We start from the raw sequence: 16,702 nt of genomic DNA on the forward strand, positions 1-16,702 counted from the left end.
CGCCGGTGGTGCTGCGGCGCGCGACGGCCAAGGATGCGCAGCGCATGGAGCGCTTCTTCCGCCAGTTCGACGAAGTGTCGTTCTGCGAATGGCAGGACGCCAAATGCCTGCGCGGTGTGTTGATCCAGAAAACCACCACGGCGTATCTGGCCTTCGATGTCGAAGGCGAGATCGTCGGCGCGGTGCTGGGCGGCATGCTGGGCAGTCGCGGCACGATCAACCATCTGGCGGTCAGCGCGCGCTATCGCAGCCAGGGCGTCGGCCAGCGGCTGGTGGAAGCGGCGTCGGCCGACATGAAACGAGTCGGTGTGCTGCGGATGTTCCTGTTCGTCGATGATGCTAACCTCGCGGGCAAGCGTTTCTGGACTGCCCAGGGTTTTTGCGAACCACACGGCGAGCGGACATTTGAGAGGGATCTATGAATGAAACATCCGGCAGTGCGCCGCTGATGGTCGACCGTCAGCCGTCGCGCACTTTTGCCGAAGCCAGCCCGGTGGTGGCCGGTTATTTCACCGTGTCGTTCGTGTTCGGGCTGATGGCGGTCAACGCCGGGCTGCCGCTGTGGCTGCCGGTGGCCATGTGTCTGTTCGTGTATGCCGGGGCTTCGCAATTCGCGGCGCTGGCGCTGATCAGCAGCGGGGCGTCACTGACCACCATCGTGCTGACCACATTTCTGATCAATGCGCGGCACATGCTGATGTCGGTTTACATGGCGAAGGCCCTGCGGGCGCTGGGCCTGAGCCGCATGGAGCGCTGGTGCTACGCCGGCGGCCTGACCGATGAATCGTTCGCCTTCCACAGCGTCAAGCTCGGCACCGGGGTGCCGGTGAACATCCGTTATCTGATCGGCTTCAACCTGTTCTGCCACACCTCCTGGGTGATCGGCGGATTGCTCGGCGCCCTGTGCGCGCAGTACGCGTCGCATCTGATCAAATACCAGCTCGACTATGCGTTGACCGCGATGATGCTCTACGTGCTGGTCTCGCTGTGCAACACCCGCAACAAACTCATCGCCGCACTGGCCGCTGTGGTCTGCATGGGCGCACTGAGCCTGGTCGGCAGCTCGCCATTCAACGTTTTCATCGCCACGTTTGTGGGCTGCGGAGTGGGTGTATGCCTGACCAAACGTTCCTGATTCTGGTGGTCGCGCTGATGATGGCCGTGACCTTCCTGCCGCGTGCCTTGCCGTTGCAGGTCAACACCGAGCACTGGCCGCCCTTCGTCGCCCGGGCGCTGGAATACCTGCCGGTGGCGATCGTCGCTGCGATCAGCCTGACTCCCTTGTTGATCAAGGATCAGCACATACAGCTCGATCGCCCGGAATTCTATGCAGCGATTCCGACGCTGTTATGTGCGTATTTCAGCAAAAACCTCTTTCTCAGTGTGGCGGTTGGGACGGCTGCGTACATTGCGCTCGGCTCGTTCATGTAGCGGCAGATCGACCACGTCGTTCAACGCCTGGCCGGACAGATCCGGGTTGTTCACCGCCAGGCGCACTTCGAGGAAATCCTCGAACCCGGGGAAAATCGTCAGGCCGTTCTTCTGTGCGGCCTCGCGGGAGACCATGCCGACGGCGTCCATTTGCGTGATGAGCGACAGGGTCAGCGTTTCGCTGCAGGAATAAATCGTCCGTTGGCTGTTCTCGTGATTGCCCAGCCCGGCGTCGAGAAAACGCAAAAAGCTGTGGGAATACGGACAATCTTCTGCCGGACGCACCTGAAACTTGTTGCCGAGCAACGTCAGCGGATCGTTTTCCTGACCGCAATGCGCGCCGACCACTTGCACCTGCACTTCAGGCAGGACAATGCTCGGCAAACCCGGACGCTGCGGGCCGATCAACACCGCGAGGTCGAAGTCCTCGTTCTTCAGCTTGCTGAGGTTTTCCATCGACTCGGCGTAGCTGAATTCCATCTGGTAGTCGGGAAACACGTCGATCAGGCGTCCGATCAATCGTCGGTTGAAATCCGGGTCCAGCGTGGTGTTCAACGCCACTTTCAACGTGCGCTGTCCCGGCACCTTCAATGCTTCGACTTTCTCTTCCATCTGCCGCGTGGCTATCAGCACTCTGTCCATATAGGGCGTCAGCTCCGTGCCTTGCGGCGTCAGCGTCAGCCCTTTGTTGGAACGGCGAAACAAGCGGAAACCGAACTGTTCTTCGACCTTGTTCAACTGCGCGGCCAGGGCCTGCACAGTCAGGCACGAATGCTCGGCTGCGGCCGACAACGAGCCGGTCTGCACGATGCGCATGAGGTTGCGTAAGGTTCTGCTATCCATGGGTAATGCCCTCTGAAGTGGGCTGGGTATTGTTGTGTACGTGACGGCCTGAACGGCTCCATTTGCCGGCTATATTCCTGCACCTGAGCATAGTTGTCGCGCAATTAGTAGCGAATTGATGTCCCTGCCGATGGCTGGAGGCTGACACAGGATCGGGGTTTTTGGTGACGCTGGGGTGATTGGGGTCAAAAAAAGTGCACGGTTTGGGTGCGTTTCCGGGGATTTTCAAAGGGAAACGACTGACACGAATGGGGGCTTTCGCCCGCAAATTTTACGGATAGGTCTCAGAGATCACTGCGAATGAGCTGATATCGGACGCGGTCTTTTGCTCAAATTCAGGCCTGGTTGTGACAAGTTATTCATTACACCACCTCACAAATGAAGTACCCCACCCCTACTTTTTCCCCTACCGGCACACGCCTAAATTGAGCTCCAACACCTGACCATCATCCCGAGGCCAGGTCACTGGAGTAATCGTCATGCCATTTGTCAGCGTACGCATCACCCGTGACGGTGTTACCCGCGAGCAGAAAGCTCAGGTGATCGCCGAAATCACGGAAACCCTGGAACGCGTCCTCAACAAACGCCCGGATCTGACCCACATCGTGATCGAAGAAGTCGACACCGATAACTGGGGCTACGCCGGTATCACCACCACCGAATACCGCCGACAACTGGCGGAACGGGGCCAGTCATGATCCCGGCAGTGACCATCGATTTCGTCTCCGACGTGGTGTGCCCCTGGTGCGCACTCGGGGCGACAGCGCTGGGGCAGGCGATCGGCAATCTGGCCGGCGAGGTTTCGGTGGAGCTGACCTACAAGCCCTTCGAACTGAACCCGGACATGCCCGCCGAAGGCGAACCGGCAGTGCAGCACCTGATGCGCAAATACGGCCGTACAGCCGAAGACGTCGCCGCCGGCAAGAAGATGCAAATCGAACGCGGCAAGGCCATCGGTTTCGAGTTCGACCTGGAGAAACGCACGCACTTCCACAACACCTTCGACGCCCATCGCTTGCTGATGTGGGCGGCGCAGGAAGGGCGGCAGATCGCGCTGAAGAAGATCCTGCTGCGGGCTTATTTCCGCGACGGCGACAACCCCAACGATCACTCGACGCTGATACGTCTGGCGAGCGAAGCAGGGCTGGATGCGGCGAGGGCCCGCAAGGTGTTGGCCAGCGACGAATTCGCCAGCGAAGTGCGGCAACTGCAGGCGTTCTACCGGCAGCACGGGATCAATTCGGTGCCCGCGCTGATCCTGAACGGCAAGCACGTGGTGTCCGGATCGCAATCGGTCGAGTACTACGAACAAATGCTGAAACAACTGGCTGCGGCCTGATTCAACACTTACTTATTGATTGAGGATTTCATCATGAGCCATTCGAAAAAAACCGTCGTCATCACTGGCGCCTCCCAAGGTCTGGGCGAAGGCATGGTCAAGGCCTTCCGTGAACTGGGCTACAACATCGTCGCCACCTCGCGCTCGATCAAACCGTCGAACGACCCGCAGATCCTGACCATCGCCGGCGACATAGGCGATCCTGCCACCGCTCAGCGTGTGATCAGCGAAGGTGTGGCGCGCTTTGGCCGCATCGACACCCTGGTCAACAACGCCGGCATCTTCGTCGCCAAACCGTTCACCGCCTACACCCCGGAAGACTACGCCGCAGTGCTGTCGGTCAACCTAAACGGCTTCTTCTACATCACCCAACTGGCCATTGCCGAAATGGAAAAACAGGGCAAGGGCCACGTGGTCAACATCACCACCAGCCTGACCGACCACGCGGTCGACGGCGTGCCCTCGGTCCTCGCCTCACTGACCAAGGGCGGCCTCAATGCCGCTACCAAATCACTGGCCATCGAATACGCCAAACGCGGGATCCGGGTGAACGCGGTGTCGCCTGGCATCATCAAGACGCCGATGCATGGCGAGGAAACCCACGCGGCACTGGGGGCTCTGCACCCGGTTGGGCACATGGGCGAGGTCGACGATATCGCGCAGGCCGTGGTGTATCTGGATAACGCGGCGTTTGTGACCGGTGAGATTCTGCATGTGGATGGCGGGCAGAGCGCCGGGCACTGACCGTTGGTGTGTCGATCGGGCGCAGTTGATTGACCTGATGCGGCTGGCCGAGGCTTCGGTCAGCTGCATCCATACAAAATTGTGAACGATAGGTTCAAGCCGCAAAGGGGCTTGTTTTGCTTTTAGCCTGTCAATGAAACCAGGATTGCAGAATCAATCTGATACCGAATGGATCGCTGAAATTCGGCTCAATCATTTTGATCTTTTTTGTTGATCAGCTTCGTTCCTCGTCCCACTCGCAGCGCTTTCGAGACCACATTACGAAGGCTGTTGTCCACAATACCCAGCAGGCGACGACCCGTTTCTTCCGGGCGGCCACTGAACGACGTTACGTGAAAGTATTCGTGATCATCCGGCGAAGTTGCCGAGAAGTAATAGTTGGAAACACAGCACCGAGGCATTTCGGCGCGAACACCGCTCACGGAGTGCCAGGAGTGTTTGTTGGTTTCCATCACCACCAGGCGATTGCACTTGGACACGATCGTTTTCTGCTGCTTGACCTTCGGATCCCACAGCTCAAAGTTGCCGCCATTTTCAAGCACCCAGTCGGGCGACACGTAATAGAGCAGATTCAGGCGGCGGTACAGGTTGCGCGTGCCGTCGTGGCTGTTGTCGATGTGAGGGTTCAGAAAGTCGCCTTGGAACATCATCGACAGGCCGCCGGCGTACAGGCTTGGGTCCGGCACGACATCGTCCATCCCGACCAGTTGTGCAACCTTGGCCACAACAGATTCGTGCTGCATTGCGTAGGTCACGGCGCTCAGGATCTGCGGATAGTCGGAGAGATTGGTCAGCGTCTTTTTCTTCTCCCGGAACGACTGGCGGTCAAAGAACCCATCAGCATTACGCGGGAACGCCTCATAAATCGCCTCGGCCATTTCGTCTGTGAGCAGGTCGTCAACGAAAAAGTGGCGAGTGTGGGTGCCCTCAGGATTGTTCCACTGTCTCTGAATATCAGTGCCCATTTCGTCAAGCCGATTGACGATAAGCGCAGCGATTTGTGTGACTTCCATTTGAGATCCTTGGCCTGGTGGCATTTGAGCGACCAACATTCTCCCCGAAACGGATCATCGTATTCAAACGGAAGCAGTTATTTGGGAAATGGTGACAGATCTATTTTTTGCAGGCTCAACTGATATGGAGGGGTAATGTTGAGCGTGAGAGGGAAGCTGCAAGTGCGAGTTGTAACCAGAAAATCTTGCACCTTGATCACGTATTGAGTGCCGGGTATGGGTAGGCTCTGAAGATGATCCTTCCCAAGGCCACACTGGAAATAAATCTGTCCCCATTTTTGCCGTCCGCCAAATGAAGGCGGGCAAAGCTGCTCGTGTGACAAAGGTGCCACTCTCGGCGGCTGCTGAAGCGCGGGCCAAGGTGGGCGTTTCGCAGAGTGCGTTCGCCAAGTTGATCGGTGTGAGTCTGCGGACGTTGCAGGATTGGGAGCAGGGTCGCAGGCAGCCGACAGGTGCGGCACAGACGCTGTTACGTGTTGCTAGCCAGCATCCGGAAGCATTGCGGGATTTGCAGCCAGCCTGAGGTGAAATCGTCTACGGATTGTTCCGACTAGAAACTGGCAATACGGTTGCCGATGATCGGAAGTGTGGACGAAATGTGGACACTCCAGAAACAACAAAGCCCCTGCATTTCTGCAGGGGCTTTGTTTTGTATGGTGCCGGCACCAGGAATCGAACCCGGGACCTACTGATTACAAGTCAGTTGCTCTACCATCTGAGCTATACCGGCGTGTGGGCGACGATTATAGCGACTCGGTTGCTTCTGTAAACCCCTGAATTCAGACTATTTTTGCGTGGGCTCCGATCAGGCTCGGCGCAGGACGTTGCGCAGTTTCTGGATCGCTCGCCAGGCGCGGTTGTTCTGGAGGGCGCGCAGTTGGGCTTCGGCGTGTTCGGCGCGTTGCGTGGCGGCGCTGATTTGCGCCAGGGCATCGGCTTCGCCGGGGCTGACGGGGTGGGCGAAGGGGTGGCCGAGGCATAGCTGGAAGTTGTCGAGCTGGCAGGGCGGCATGTCGAAGGCCGGTTTCAGATTCAGGTGTTCGTCGGCCAGGAAATAGCTGTTGAGGCCGTCGAAGCAAACGTTGGTGTAACCGGCGTCGGTGACCAGGTGTTCCCAGGTGTGGTCGCGTTCGAACGGGGTTTCGATGAGGATGATCCACGGGCGGAAGCGGCTGAAGTCCATGCCGCGCAGCACAGTCTCTTCGTGGCCTTCGACGTCGATTTTCAGGAAGTGGATTTCACGGCCGCCTGCGTGTTCTTCGCAGATCGAGGTCAGTGTGCGGGCCTGGACGGTGAGGCTGCGCACATCGAGGCCAAGGTCGCGGCGCTCCTGGGCGGTGACGGGGTCGGCGGTGGACAGGCCGGTCCCGGGAATGCCGTAGAAAGTCACTTCGCCGGGTTCATCGCTGGCGATGCATTGCAAGGTCGTGTCGCGGGGACGCTGTTGGCGCAGGGCATCATGGAAGTTCTGCATCGGCTCGACGTTGATGCCGCTCCAGCCGCGATCGTAGAACGCCTTGGTGACCGAGTCGTGGATCGGATCGTTGGCACCGACATCAATGTAGAAGCCGTTTTCAAAGAACTTGAGGGCGCGCCACAGGCGGATGTCTTCGAAATTCTGTGCGTAAGAGATGAACGTCACGGTCGCTCCCTGTCGATCAGGTTCTTCTTGTTCGTACGTGCACTGCCGGCACGGTGTGAGCCTGTATAGCAAGGGTGGTGGGCAGGCGCAATTTTCCGTTGCCGGCGTCCGTGATTCGGCGGTTATGTCCTTTTGCTTGGGGGCTTATGCACAACAGGCGTTTAATTCGACAGGCTCAGGCGGGATTTTGTGGACGGGTTCTCATTTGAATCGCAAATCCCTGTTTTACCGGTTTTTTATTCATATGAACAAAAAATGACCAGAGCTGTTAATGGCTTGAAACAGCCGTGGATATTGGATCCACGAGAAATCCATCAACAGAGTTATCCACAGGCTGTAAAGAATTAAGCGCGTTCGGCTAGCAACAGGAAATTACGCGGTGTGAGCGGCGCTTCGCAGAAGGTGCCGAGACGTACGACGTATCCCTGTTCGGTGAGGAAAAGTGCCCGATCAAGATTCAGCCAAAGCTCCAGCGGGCGTCGGAACAGTCCACGCATTAATTCCAGGTTGCGAACTTCGGCCAATCGCTGCCAACCGGCGGCTTCCAGTGCCGGCCAGTCTTGCTCGCCGATTGTGGATAACTCTTTCAACGCCGCCAGATCGCGGCAGAAATCGGCGAACGGCTTGTCCAGCCAGGCGCTCGGCAGGGAAGGCGTCGGCAGGTATTCGTCGACCCCGCGCAATTGGCGTTGCAAGAGATCGAAAGCCAGGCGACGGGCCATGGAGGTATCACGTTGCCGTCGGACGCGGGCCCCTGCAGTGACGGTTTCGCTCATCGGCAGGGACAGATCTTCCAGCGACAGCTGTAGGTCTGATCGCGAACCAGCGGAGGACAATGCCTGATATTCAGTACGACTGATCCGGTTGTAGCAGCACGGTGCGATCGCCATGTGTCGGCAGCCAGCGGCGGAGGCCAGTTGCATCAGGCGCACATGCAGGTCACCGCAAGCATGCAAGGCAACGGGCGTGTGTTCGGCGTTCAGTAATAAAGCGGTGTTCGCCGCGAGCACATCCTGCTCGACATGCAGCGCATGCAGGTGATGGCGTTGACTCAATGCCTGACCGCTGGCGACCAGCGCCGGGTCATATTCCAGGCACGTGAGTTGCTGGTCGGCACTGAGCAGACGCCGGCCCAAATGGCCTTTTCCCGAACACCAATCCAGCCAGTGCTTTGGTTGCGAGATAAACGACAAGCAGCTGGCGAAGGCCTCGATCTGCTGCCATTTGCGCCCTGGCACGTCGACATTCAAGCGATGACCGGCGGCTTCCAGTGAGCGTGCAGGCAATTCACCCACAGCGCTCAATTCAAGCGACAACGCCGCCAATGAAGCGAACGGCTCCGGCGCATCCAAGAGTTCGGCAGGTTGGTTATGGGCGTTTTCCGCATCTTCCAGCGACCGCCCGCGTAGCCACGCGGACAGCTCCGGGTAGGACGCTTCCCAGGGCAGTTGCAGATGAGTAAACGGGCGGGGCTTCCACAGCGCCTGATGCGCCGTGAGAAATGTATCCAGTGCCGTGAAGCGGGCGAGCAGATCCTCGCCCGTCAGCACGTAAGAAGAGTCAGCGCCCCTGGCACGCATCGACGCGCAGCCAGCGTTCCAGCAGTTTGAAGCCGCGAACCAGCACGTAGGCCATTACCAGATAGAACACGCCGGCCGCGAAGAAGATCTCCACCGGCAAATAAGTGCGGGCAATGATCGTACGGGCCATGCCGGTCAGTTCCAGCAAAGTCACGGTACTGGCCAGGGCACTGGCCTTGAGCATCAGGATCACTTCGTTGCTGTAGGCAGGCAAGCCGATGCGCGCAGCACGCGGCAGGATGATGTAGAACAACGCTTTCGGCCGGGACATGCCCAGCGCCCGCGCCGCTTCGATCTCACCCGGCGGAATCGCCTGGATCGCGCCGCGCAGGATCTCGGCGATGTACGCCGCGGTGTGCAGGGTCATGGTCGCGGTAGCGCACCAGAACGGATCGCGCAGGTATGGCCACATCGAGCTGTTACGGACCGCGTCGAACTGTGCCAGGCCGTAATAGACCAGGAACAACTGAACCAGCAACGGCGTGCCACGGAAAAAGAAGATGTAGGCGTAGGGCAATGCGCGCACGTACCACAGCTTCGAGGAGCGGGCGATGCCGAGCGGGATTGCCAGCAGCAATCCGGCGATCACGGCGATGGCGACCAGTTCCAGGGTCAGGGTCGCGCCCTGAGCCAGTTTCGGCAGCCACTTGATGATGACTTCCCAGTTCATTGAGCGCTCCTCGCGAAGCCGCGTGCGGCGCGTTTTTCCAGGAAGTGCATGCCGGTCATGGCCAGTACGGTCAGGCCCAGGTACATGAAGGCAGCGACCATGTAGAAGGTGAACGGCTGTTTGGACACGGTTACGCCGATTTGCGCGTGACGCATGATTTCTTCCAGACCGATCACCGACACCAGTGCGGTGTCCTTCATCAGGATCATGAACAGGTTGCCCAGACCGGGCAGGGCGATGCGCCACATCTGCGGCATGATCAGCCGGGTGAAGATCCGCCATTTCGACAGGCCCAGGGCCACGCCGGCCTCACGGTGGCCTTTGGGAATGGCGAGGATCGCGCCACGGAACACTTCCGTGGCGTAGGCGCCGAAGCACAGGCCCAACGCAATGACGCCGGCGGCGAAGGCGCTGAGTTCCAGATCGGGATTGCCGAAGAACTCACCGAGGGCGCGCATGGCGTTGACCGTACCGAAGTAGATCAACAGCACCCAGAGCAATTCCGGGACGCCGCGCACCAGGGTTGAATATGTGCCGCCAAGCCATTGCAGCGGCTTGTACGGGGAAGTCTTGGCCAAGGCGCCGAGCAGACCGAGCACCAGCCCGAGGCACAGGGCCGAGAGTGCCAGTTTGACGGTCATCAGCGCGCCGGCGGCGAGCGCCGGGCCGAATCCGTAGAGGTCGATAATCATGGATTTCTTTTCAAATCGCGGCAGGCAAGGCCGGGGATCGGCGCCGCTGTGTAGCGGCGTCGATCCGGCAGGTCAGGATCAGTAGATGCTGAACGGGAAGTACTTGTCGTTGATCTTCTTGTAGGTGCCGTCGGCAACGATTTCCTTCAGCGCGACGTTCAGCTTCTCGCGGATGGCGTCGCCTTTACGTACAGCGATACCGATCTTGTCGCTTTCTTCCACCGGGTCGCCCTTGAATTCGTAGGCTTTGCCGGCGTCGCTTTTCAGCCACTCGTAGTTGACGTATTTGTCGGCGAGGATGCCGTCCAGGCGACCGGAAGTCAGGTCGAGGTAGGCGTTTTCCTGGGTGTCGTAGAGCTTGACGGTGATGTCGTCACCGAAGTGATCTTCCAGGAAGGTGCCGGCCAGGGTCGCGCGCTGGGCGCCGATCACTTTGCCTTTCAGCGCAGCCTTGTCGGTTTTGAAGTCGACGTTTTTCGGCGCGATGAATTGCAGCTTGTTGGAGTAGTACGGGTCGGTGAAGTCCACCGCTTGCTTGCGCTCGTCGGTGATCGACATCGAAGAGATCAGGAAGTCGAACTTCTTGGCGTTCAGGGCCGGGATGATGCCGTCCCAGTCGGAAGTGACCACGGAGCACTCGACTTTCATCTTGGCGCACAGGGCGTCGCCGATGTCTTTGTCGAAGCCGACGACGTTACCGCTGGCATCTTTGTTGTTGAACGGCGGGTAAGCCGCTTCGATGCCCATCTTCAGGGTCTCGGCCATGGCGCCGGCGCTGAACGCCAGGGAGACGGCGGCGGCCAGGAAGACCTTTTTGTAGTTCTGCATGCGGGTAGCTCCGTTAGCGGTTGCTGGACATGAATTGTTTGCAGCGCGCCGAAAGCGGGTTTTCAAACACCTGCTGTGGCGATCCTTGCTCTTCGACCAGGCCCTGGTGGAGGAACACCACTTCACTGGAAACCTGACGGGCGAACCCCATTTCGTGGGTCACGAGCAGCATGGTGCGGCCTTCTTCGGCCAATGCGCGGATGACATTAAGTACTTCCTGGACCATTTCCGGGTCAAGGGCGGAGGTGGGCTCGTCGAACAGGATCACCTTGGGCTGCATCGCCAGCGTGCGGGCAATCGCCGCGCGTTGTTGCTGGCCGCCGGACAATTGCGCCGGGTAGGCGTGGCGCTTGTCGGCGATGCCGACCTTGGCCAGCAGGGCTTCGGCGACTTCGATGGCTTCGGCCTTGCTCTGGCCGAGCACGCGGCGCGGTGCTTCGATGATGTTGTCGAGCACGCTCATGTGCGGCCACAGATTAAAGTTTTGAAACACAAAACCAATCTCGGAGCGCAGGCGATTGATCTGCTTGCCGTCGGCGGCAACCAGCTCGCCATTCTTGGCGGCCTTGAGCTTGAGTTCTTCCCCGGCCACCAGGATCTGGCCCTGATGCGGGTTTTCCAACAGGTTGATGCAACGCAGGAACGTGGACTTGCCGGAACCGGAGGAACCCAGGATCGAGATCACATCGCCGTCGCGGGCGGTCAGCGAGATGCCTTTGAGCACCTCAAGCTGTCCGTAGCGTTTGTGCAAGTTGCGGATTTCAAGCGCGGGCGTGGCCTCAGCCATGTGCGTTCCTCATATATGTTGCGCTCCTGCTGTTGGTTGGCCTTCCTGGCGAGGCGGCCAAGCTAGCATAGCGTTTCAATGGCAGCCAACAGCGCTACGGGCGGTAAACGGATGGCGTGTGGCAGGTTGTCGCATCGGCGCAGCAGACTGTCGCCCCATCAACAACCGAACGGGTGTTTGAACGTTGAATCCCGTGGGTGCCGCGTAAAAAAAGGCGCGATGTTGCCACCTTTGGCGGGGTGTTGGAAGCGCTAACCGGCCGAACGTTCCTCATTCGCCCTTTTATTGTGCATCCCACACTTTTTCAGTGTGTTTCTGGTGCGCTGATTCGTTTAAAAAGTGAGTCGCAGGGTAACGCTTTGGCGAAAGGCCAGCATTCTCAAGGACTTGCGATGACTGTCCGGTCGCGCTGAAAACCGCGAGACAGAAGAGTTTGAAACATTTTGGCGCAATTATTGCGTGCAGAATCTGGAACGCCCCGTTGGATTCTTTTTACGAGAAGGAACGCCAGACGGGACGGACTGAATCGCTTTCCTCGCAAAGGTAGTTTCAATGAGCAGTACCCAAAGCTCCAATGGCCTCGAACAGGGGCTCAAACCGCGTCATGTGACCATGCTGTCGATCGCCGGGGTGATCGGTGCAGGTCTGTTCGTAGGCTCCGGCCACGCCATCGCCGCTGCTGGTCCCGCTGTTCTGCTGGCGTACGCCGCTGCTGGCGCGCTGGTTGTGCTGGTGATGCGCATGCTCGGCGAAATGGCTGTTGCTTCGCCTGACACCGGCTCCTTCTCGACTTATGCCGACCGCGCCATCGGCCATTGGGCCGGTTTCACCATCGGCTGGCTGTACTGGTGGTTCTGGGTGCTGGTGATCCCGCTGGAGGCCAACGCCGCCGCGACCATCCTGCACGCCTGGTTCCCGAGCGTGGAAATCTGGGCTTTCGCGCTGATCATCACCATGCTGCTGACGGTGACCAACCTGTTCAGCGTGAAAAACTACGGTGAGTTCGAATTCTGGTTCGCCCTGCTCAAAGTCGTGGCGATCATCGGTTTCATCATCCTCGGCATCGCGGCCATTTTCGGCTTCCTGCCGAACAGCCAGGTCAGCGGTGTTTCGCACATCTTCGACACCCAGGGCTTCCTGCCAAACGGCATGGGCGCGGTGTTGGGCGCAATCCTGACCACCATGTTCTCCTTCATGGGTACCGAGATCGTGACCATCGCGGCCGCGGAATCGAAGAACCCTGGCAAGCAGATTTCCAAGGCCACCAACTCGGTGATCTGGCGGATCGGCCTGTTCTACCTCGTATCGATCTTCATCGTTGTGGCCTTGGTGCCATGGAACGATCCGGTTCTGGCCAGCCTCGGCTCCTACCAGACTGTGCTTGATCGCATGGGCATCCCGAACGCCAAGATGATCGTCGACATCGTGGTACTGGTCGCGGTGACCAGCTGCCTGAACTCGGCGCTGTACACCTCTTCGCGCATGCTGTTCTCCCTCGGCAAGCGTGGCGATGCTCCTGCCATGGCAACCCGCACCAACAAAAGCGGCACCCCTTACTGGGCAGTGATGCTGTCCACTGGCGCGGCGTTCCTGTGCACCTTCGCCAACTACGTGGCCCCGGCTGCGGTGTTCGAGTTCCTGCTGGCCAGCTCCGGCGCCATCGCGCTGCTGGTGTACCTGGTGATCGCGATTTCGCAACTACGCATGCGCAAACAACGCATGGCTCGCGGCGAAAAAATCGTCTTCAGCATGTGGCTGTTCCCGGGCCTGACCTACGCGGTGATCGCCTTCATCGTGGCAGCCCTGACCATCATGCTGTTCCAGGACGCCCACCGTGTGGAAATCCTCGCGACCGGCCTGCTGAGTCTGGTGGTTGTCGCCACCGGTCTGTTGGTGGCTCGCCGTCGCAAGACGGAAAAGCGTGGTGCGGTGGTTCTGAACTGATCCGTATCGCGTAATGCAAAACGGCCGCTGTCAGTGATGACAAGCGGCCGTTTTTGTTACTGAGCGGGGTTTATTCGCTCTTCTCTTCCGGCGCATCCAGAGACTGGCCGTAGGTGTCCAGCGCAATCCCGAAGTCGGTGATGAACTGTGGTTCGCTCAGCCAGGCCTGGGCGGTCTCGCGATCCATGCCGTCGGCCCACATGCGGTAATCGATCAGCATGTCGGCGGCCAAATGGGTGGCAGCCATGCCTTCGTTGTCGGCGTTTTCCATGTCCAGCAGTTCAGGATGATCAACGATGATGAACGCCAGCTCCCGCAGCAGCGTCAGGAGCATTTCGTTGCGGCTGACGGCTTCGGCGTCGCGCATCTTGCTGAACATCGCCAGGGTGTATTCCGGGATCGGCTCGGCCAGGTGACCGAGGTCATCGTCCTGGGCCAGAGGTTTGCGGCCGACCATGCGGATTTGCTTGGCTTTGGCCTTGGCGCGTTTGGCGCGTTTCTGCTGCTTGTTCAGGGATGCCATGGGAACTCAGTTTTTCTGTTGGGTTTGTGCGGCGATTGCGTCGGACGCGGCCACATAGTCTTTCTGGAAGGCGGGCGATTCAATCCACGCCAGGGCACCGGCCTCGTCGGTCTCGGTGGACCACTGGCGGTACTCGATCAGTGCGGCGAGGATGAAGTCCATCGCACCTTCTTCGCCTTCCTGCTCGTACACCAGCTCCAGCAACGGGTCTTCGAGGAACGCAGCGCACAGGGCCTGCTGGCTGATCTTCTCAGCGTCGATCATTTTCTTGAACAGCTCGGTCAGGTCCACCGACTCGAAATCGATGCGGTCGTCGTTCGGGTCCAGCTCGACTGGCGCTTCCGCACGTTTGGTGCGGTTCTGCTTGGCCTTGGTCTTGGCCCGGGCGGCACGTTTTTGCTGCTTGTTGGCGGAAGCCATGGTGTGTGTTCCGTGGTGCGTTAAAGGGTTTGGCTGCGTGGGATTTTGCGCCCCGGTGTGTCGGGGGCCAGTGCGCCGGTTTGCAGCCAGGTCAGAGCGATGGGCCATAGTGTGGCTTGGTATGCGCTGCGAAAAAAGGCGAAATGTCCGACTTCTTGTTCGCCAATGTTCTGGGGTTCGATTCGCAGGTGGGTCTTTCGGGCATTGTGGAAGTAATCGAGCAGGCGTTCGGTTGCCGGAATGGTCCCGTAAGGATCGTCACCGATACTGATTGCCAGGGTGTTTGCGTGGACCTTGGAGAAGGGCAGGCAGCCGTTCTTCGCCAGCATCGCCCGACCGCTCGGACGCTGCTCATAACGTGCGCCAGGCGTGCTCCAGTCGCGCACCACGCCCGCGGGCGTGTCTTCCAGCCAGCCGAGGCGTTTGCCCGGGAAGTAGCCACAGAACAGCGTGACCAGTGGCATCAGCAGATGCCATTTGCCGAACATCCACCAGCGGTGATCCGGAGCGTAATCGCGCCAGTAAGCAAACTGCGCGCCCACCGTAACCAATCGTCGGATTACCTGCCCGGAGGCCCCCAGCCCCGCTGCGCAACCACCAAAGCTGTGCCCGACCACATCGATCGGCTGACCGGGAAACTCCCGCTGTGCGCGTTTGAGCATCGCCTCGAAATCCAGCGCGCCCCAATCCGTCCAAGAAGCCTGCAAATGCCTCATCGACTTCGGCCGCGACTCACCAATGCCCCGGTAGTCGTAAATGATCACGTCGAAGCCGTTGGCGAACAGGTATGCCGCGAAGCGCGAATAGTGACGGCAGCGCACGGAAGTGGCGGCGTTGATGATCACCACCGGGCGCTGTGGGTCGGGCGAAGCGTGGCGCCAAGTGAAGCCGCCAAGACGATAGCCGTCGGCGGCGGGCTCCTGAAAGGGTGCGTCCTGAACATCGCTTGCGAGCGCGGTTCTGTTCCGGGCATCTTCCAGTGCGTGCGTCTCTTGAAAACCCATGGCTCTCGACCTTCGCGGAGTAGCTGCCAACGATAGTCTCAGGCGGCTCGGTGAACAATCCGTCGTCGGTTAATCATCCGGCTGATCAATCAAGCGTTCTTCCAGCAGCGTGTGTTCCCGGTTTAGCTCCGCTCGTAATTCCTCTTCGCTCGGCAGCACCAGTTTGTAGCTGCTGGCGAACAGTTGTTCATTGCCCTTGAGGATTGTGTAGCGCGCAACCGATTCATTTTGTTGTGCACAGAGAATGATCCCCACCGTAGGCCCGTCGCCCTCACTGCGTTTCAGGTCGTCGTACATGCGTATGTACATGTCCATCTGTCCCACGTCCCGAGCGCTGAGTTTGCCGCGCTTCAGATCCAGGATGACGAAGCATTTGAGCAGATAGTTGTAGAACACCAGGTCGATGTAAAAATCATCGTCTCCAGCGCTGATGCGTTGCTGACGGCCGACAAAAGCGAAGCCCTTGCCCAGTTCGAGGAGAAAACCCTGGAGCTGATCGATCAAGGCCTGTTCCAGTTCTGATTCCTGAAGCTTGCCCGGTGATGGCAGGCCGAGAAACTCCAGAAGGACGGGGTCGCGGATGAATTCCCGGGGATTGCTTTTCATCGCGGCAATGTTGGTCGCTGCCTCTGCATAGACGTCGGTTCTGTCTCGGCTCATCAACAGACGTTCGTAGTAGAGCGTGTTGATCTGGCGATCCAGGGCGCGGCTTGACCAGTTTTGCGTGGCGGCTTCGTTCATGTACCACTGGCGGGCTGATTCGCTTTCGACCTGTAATATCCTGCGGTAATGGGTCCAGCTCAATTCGAGACGCAGTGCGTCTCGAATTGGAAAGAGCTGGTAAAACTGCCGCATTTTTCGAAGATTGGTTACGTCAAAGCCTTTTCCGAAGTCTGCAGTCAGCCCTTTCGCCAACGTGGCCAACAAAAACTTTCCATACCCCGCCCGCCGGGCCCCCTGTTGTTCGAACTCGACAATATGTCGCCCGATCTGCCAGCAGGTCTGGACCTGAATCGTGTCGACCGTTCGCAGCACTTTCTGCCGCGCCTGGCGTATCAGGTCACCCAGATCGCCCAACAGCGAATCGAATTTTGGATCTTGCGTATCAGCAGGTTCAAGTTGGCTCATCAGGTCTTCCGGCTCAGGAGAAACAGAAGCAAGAGCATGCCAATAACTCACGGACTGGCGATGCCGGCCGTGTCTGGCTCAAACGAAGGAAGGGGGGACGGGGTTTGCAAGATA

Annotated in this window: 20 protein-coding genes and 1 tRNA gene; 8 read left to right on the top strand and 13 right to left on the bottom strand. The window is 59.1% G+C overall.

The window, feature by feature from the left end; translation table 11 throughout:
- Positions 1-44: 44 nt before the first annotated feature.
- Genes AC07VV_RS16650 through AC07VV_RS16660 form a run of 3 tightly spaced genes read left to right on the top strand, consistent with a single transcriptional unit; the run spans position 45 to position 1,431 of the window.
- Positions 45-422 (top strand): GNAT family N-acetyltransferase, encoded by a 378-nt coding sequence (locus AC07VV_RS16650; protein WP_096821986.1) that lies wholly within the window; start codon positions 45-47, stop codon positions 420-422.
- Complete coding sequence (locus tag AC07VV_RS16655) at positions 419-1,135, top strand: AzlC family ABC transporter permease (protein WP_192559507.1); 717 nt, start codon at positions 419-421, stop codon at positions 1,133-1,135. Before AC07VV_RS16650 ends, AC07VV_RS16655 begins: the two co-directional genes overlap by 4 nt.
- Positions 1,114-1,431 (top strand): AzlD domain-containing protein, encoded by a 318-nt coding sequence (locus AC07VV_RS16660; RefSeq protein WP_007952614.1) that lies wholly within the window; start codon positions 1,114-1,116, stop codon positions 1,429-1,431. Before AC07VV_RS16655 ends, AC07VV_RS16660 begins: the two co-directional genes overlap by 22 nt.
- On the opposite strand, the gene AC07VV_RS16665 is transcribed toward AC07VV_RS16660, so the two are convergent.
- The gene (locus tag AC07VV_RS16665) at positions 1,348-2,274 is read right to left on the bottom strand and encodes a LysR family transcriptional regulator (protein ID WP_085712740.1); all 927 of its coding nucleotides are present in this window, start codon (positions 2,272-2,274) and stop codon (positions 1,348-1,350) included. The genes AC07VV_RS16660 and AC07VV_RS16665 overlap by 84 nt on opposite strands.
- Positions 2,275-2,753: 479 nt before the next feature.
- Here AC07VV_RS16665 and AC07VV_RS16670 point away from each other — a divergent pair, with 479 nt between their 5' ends.
- Genes AC07VV_RS16670 through AC07VV_RS16680 form a run of 3 tightly spaced genes read left to right on the top strand, consistent with a single transcriptional unit; the run spans position 2,754 to position 4,357 of the window.
- Positions 2,754-2,972, top strand: a complete 219-nt coding sequence (locus AC07VV_RS16670) for a tautomerase family protein (RefSeq protein ID WP_007952610.1) — start codon at positions 2,754-2,756, stop codon at positions 2,970-2,972.
- Entirely contained in the window at positions 2,969-3,613 is a 645-nt protein-coding gene (locus tag AC07VV_RS16675) for a DsbA family oxidoreductase (RefSeq protein ID WP_495036850.1), read from the top strand. The genes AC07VV_RS16670 and AC07VV_RS16675 overlap by 4 nt, the downstream gene beginning before the upstream one ends.
- Before the next feature lie 33 nt (positions 3,614-3,646).
- Positions 3,647-4,357: an SDR family NAD(P)-dependent oxidoreductase gene (locus AC07VV_RS16680; RefSeq protein WP_096821934.1), complete on the top strand. Its 711-nt coding sequence runs from the start codon at positions 3,647-3,649 to the stop codon at positions 4,355-4,357.
- Between the two features lie 188 nt (positions 4,358-4,545).
- Here AC07VV_RS16680 and AC07VV_RS16685 read toward each other — a convergent pair whose 3' ends face one another.
- Positions 4,546-5,370, bottom strand: coding sequence for a 2OG-Fe(II) oxygenase (locus AC07VV_RS16685; RefSeq protein ID WP_495036851.1), 825 nt, complete (start codon positions 5,368-5,370; stop codon positions 4,546-4,548).
- 292 nt (positions 5,371-5,662) lie between these two features.
- On the opposite strand from AC07VV_RS16685, the gene AC07VV_RS16690 reads away from it, so the two are divergent.
- Complete coding sequence (locus AC07VV_RS16690; RefSeq protein WP_495036852.1) at positions 5,663-5,893, top strand: helix-turn-helix domain-containing protein; 231 nt, start codon at positions 5,663-5,665, stop codon at positions 5,891-5,893.
- Positions 5,894-6,024: 131 nt separating this feature from the next.
- On the opposite strand, the gene AC07VV_RS16695 is transcribed toward AC07VV_RS16690, so the two are convergent.
- The 7 genes from AC07VV_RS16695 to AC07VV_RS16725 all read right to left on the bottom strand — a co-directional run bounded on the left by AC07VV_RS16695 (position 6,025) and on the right by AC07VV_RS16725 (position 11,569).
- Positions 6,025-6,100, bottom strand: a tRNA-Thr gene (locus AC07VV_RS16695).
- Positions 6,101-6,175: 75 nt separating this feature from the next.
- Entirely contained in the window at positions 6,176-7,012 is an 837-nt protein-coding gene (locus AC07VV_RS16700; protein ID WP_495036853.1) for an FkbM family methyltransferase, read from the bottom strand.
- A gap of 344 nt (positions 7,013-7,356) precedes the next feature.
- Positions 7,357-8,592: a methyltransferase gene (locus tag AC07VV_RS16705; protein WP_495036854.1), complete on the bottom strand. Its 1,236-nt coding sequence runs from the start codon at positions 8,590-8,592 to the stop codon at positions 7,357-7,359.
- Positions 8,573-9,262 carry an ABC transporter permease gene (locus tag AC07VV_RS16710; protein ID WP_007952568.1) on the bottom strand — a complete coding sequence of 230 codons (690 nt, stop codon included), beginning with the start codon at positions 9,260-9,262 and terminating at the stop codon, positions 8,573-8,575. The genes AC07VV_RS16705 and AC07VV_RS16710 overlap by 20 nt, the downstream gene beginning before the upstream one ends.
- Positions 9,259-9,954 carry an ABC transporter permease gene (locus AC07VV_RS16715; RefSeq protein ID WP_096821938.1) on the bottom strand — a complete coding sequence of 232 codons (696 nt, stop codon included), beginning with the start codon at positions 9,952-9,954 and terminating at the stop codon, positions 9,259-9,261. The genes AC07VV_RS16710 and AC07VV_RS16715 overlap by 4 nt, the downstream gene beginning before the upstream one ends.
- Positions 9,955-10,032: 78 nt before the next feature.
- Positions 10,033-10,782 (bottom strand): ABC transporter substrate-binding protein, encoded by a 750-nt coding sequence (locus AC07VV_RS16720; RefSeq protein WP_096821939.1) that lies wholly within the window; start codon positions 10,780-10,782, stop codon positions 10,033-10,035.
- 13 nt (positions 10,783-10,795) lie between these two features.
- Positions 10,796-11,569: an ABC transporter ATP-binding protein gene (locus AC07VV_RS16725; protein WP_007897462.1), complete on the bottom strand. Its 774-nt coding sequence runs from the start codon at positions 11,567-11,569 to the stop codon at positions 10,796-10,798.
- Between the two features lie 552 nt (positions 11,570-12,121).
- On the opposite strand from AC07VV_RS16725, the gene gabP reads away from it, so the two are divergent.
- On the top strand, positions 12,122-13,513 hold the full coding sequence (gabP, locus tag AC07VV_RS16730; protein ID WP_495036855.1) for a GABA permease: 1,392 nt from the start codon (positions 12,122-12,124) through the stop codon (positions 13,511-13,513).
- Positions 13,514-13,583: 70 nt separating this feature from the next.
- Here the strand turns inward: gabP and AC07VV_RS16735 are convergent, their stop codons facing one another.
- The 4 genes from AC07VV_RS16735 to AC07VV_RS16750 form a co-directional block, all read right to left on the bottom strand.
- Positions 13,584-14,036: a hypothetical protein gene (locus AC07VV_RS16735; protein ID WP_495036856.1), complete on the bottom strand. Its 453-nt coding sequence runs from the start codon at positions 14,034-14,036 to the stop codon at positions 13,584-13,586.
- A 6-nt stretch (positions 14,037-14,042) separates the two neighbouring features.
- Positions 14,043-14,456 carry a hypothetical protein gene (locus tag AC07VV_RS16740; protein WP_495036857.1) on the bottom strand — a complete coding sequence of 138 codons (414 nt, stop codon included), beginning with the start codon at positions 14,454-14,456 and terminating at the stop codon, positions 14,043-14,045.
- Positions 14,457-14,476: 20 nt separating this feature from the next.
- Positions 14,477-15,460 carry an alpha/beta hydrolase family protein gene (locus AC07VV_RS16745; protein WP_495036858.1) on the bottom strand — a complete coding sequence of 328 codons (984 nt, stop codon included), beginning with the start codon at positions 15,458-15,460 and terminating at the stop codon, positions 14,477-14,479.
- Positions 15,461-15,529: 69 nt separating this feature from the next.
- Positions 15,530-16,588 (bottom strand): PDDEXK nuclease domain-containing protein, encoded by a 1,059-nt coding sequence (locus AC07VV_RS16750; RefSeq protein ID WP_495036859.1) that lies wholly within the window; start codon positions 16,586-16,588, stop codon positions 15,530-15,532.
- Positions 16,589-16,702: the final 114 nt, after the last annotated feature.

The organism is Pseudomonas sp. GW821-FHT02C04 (assembly GCF_059421845.1).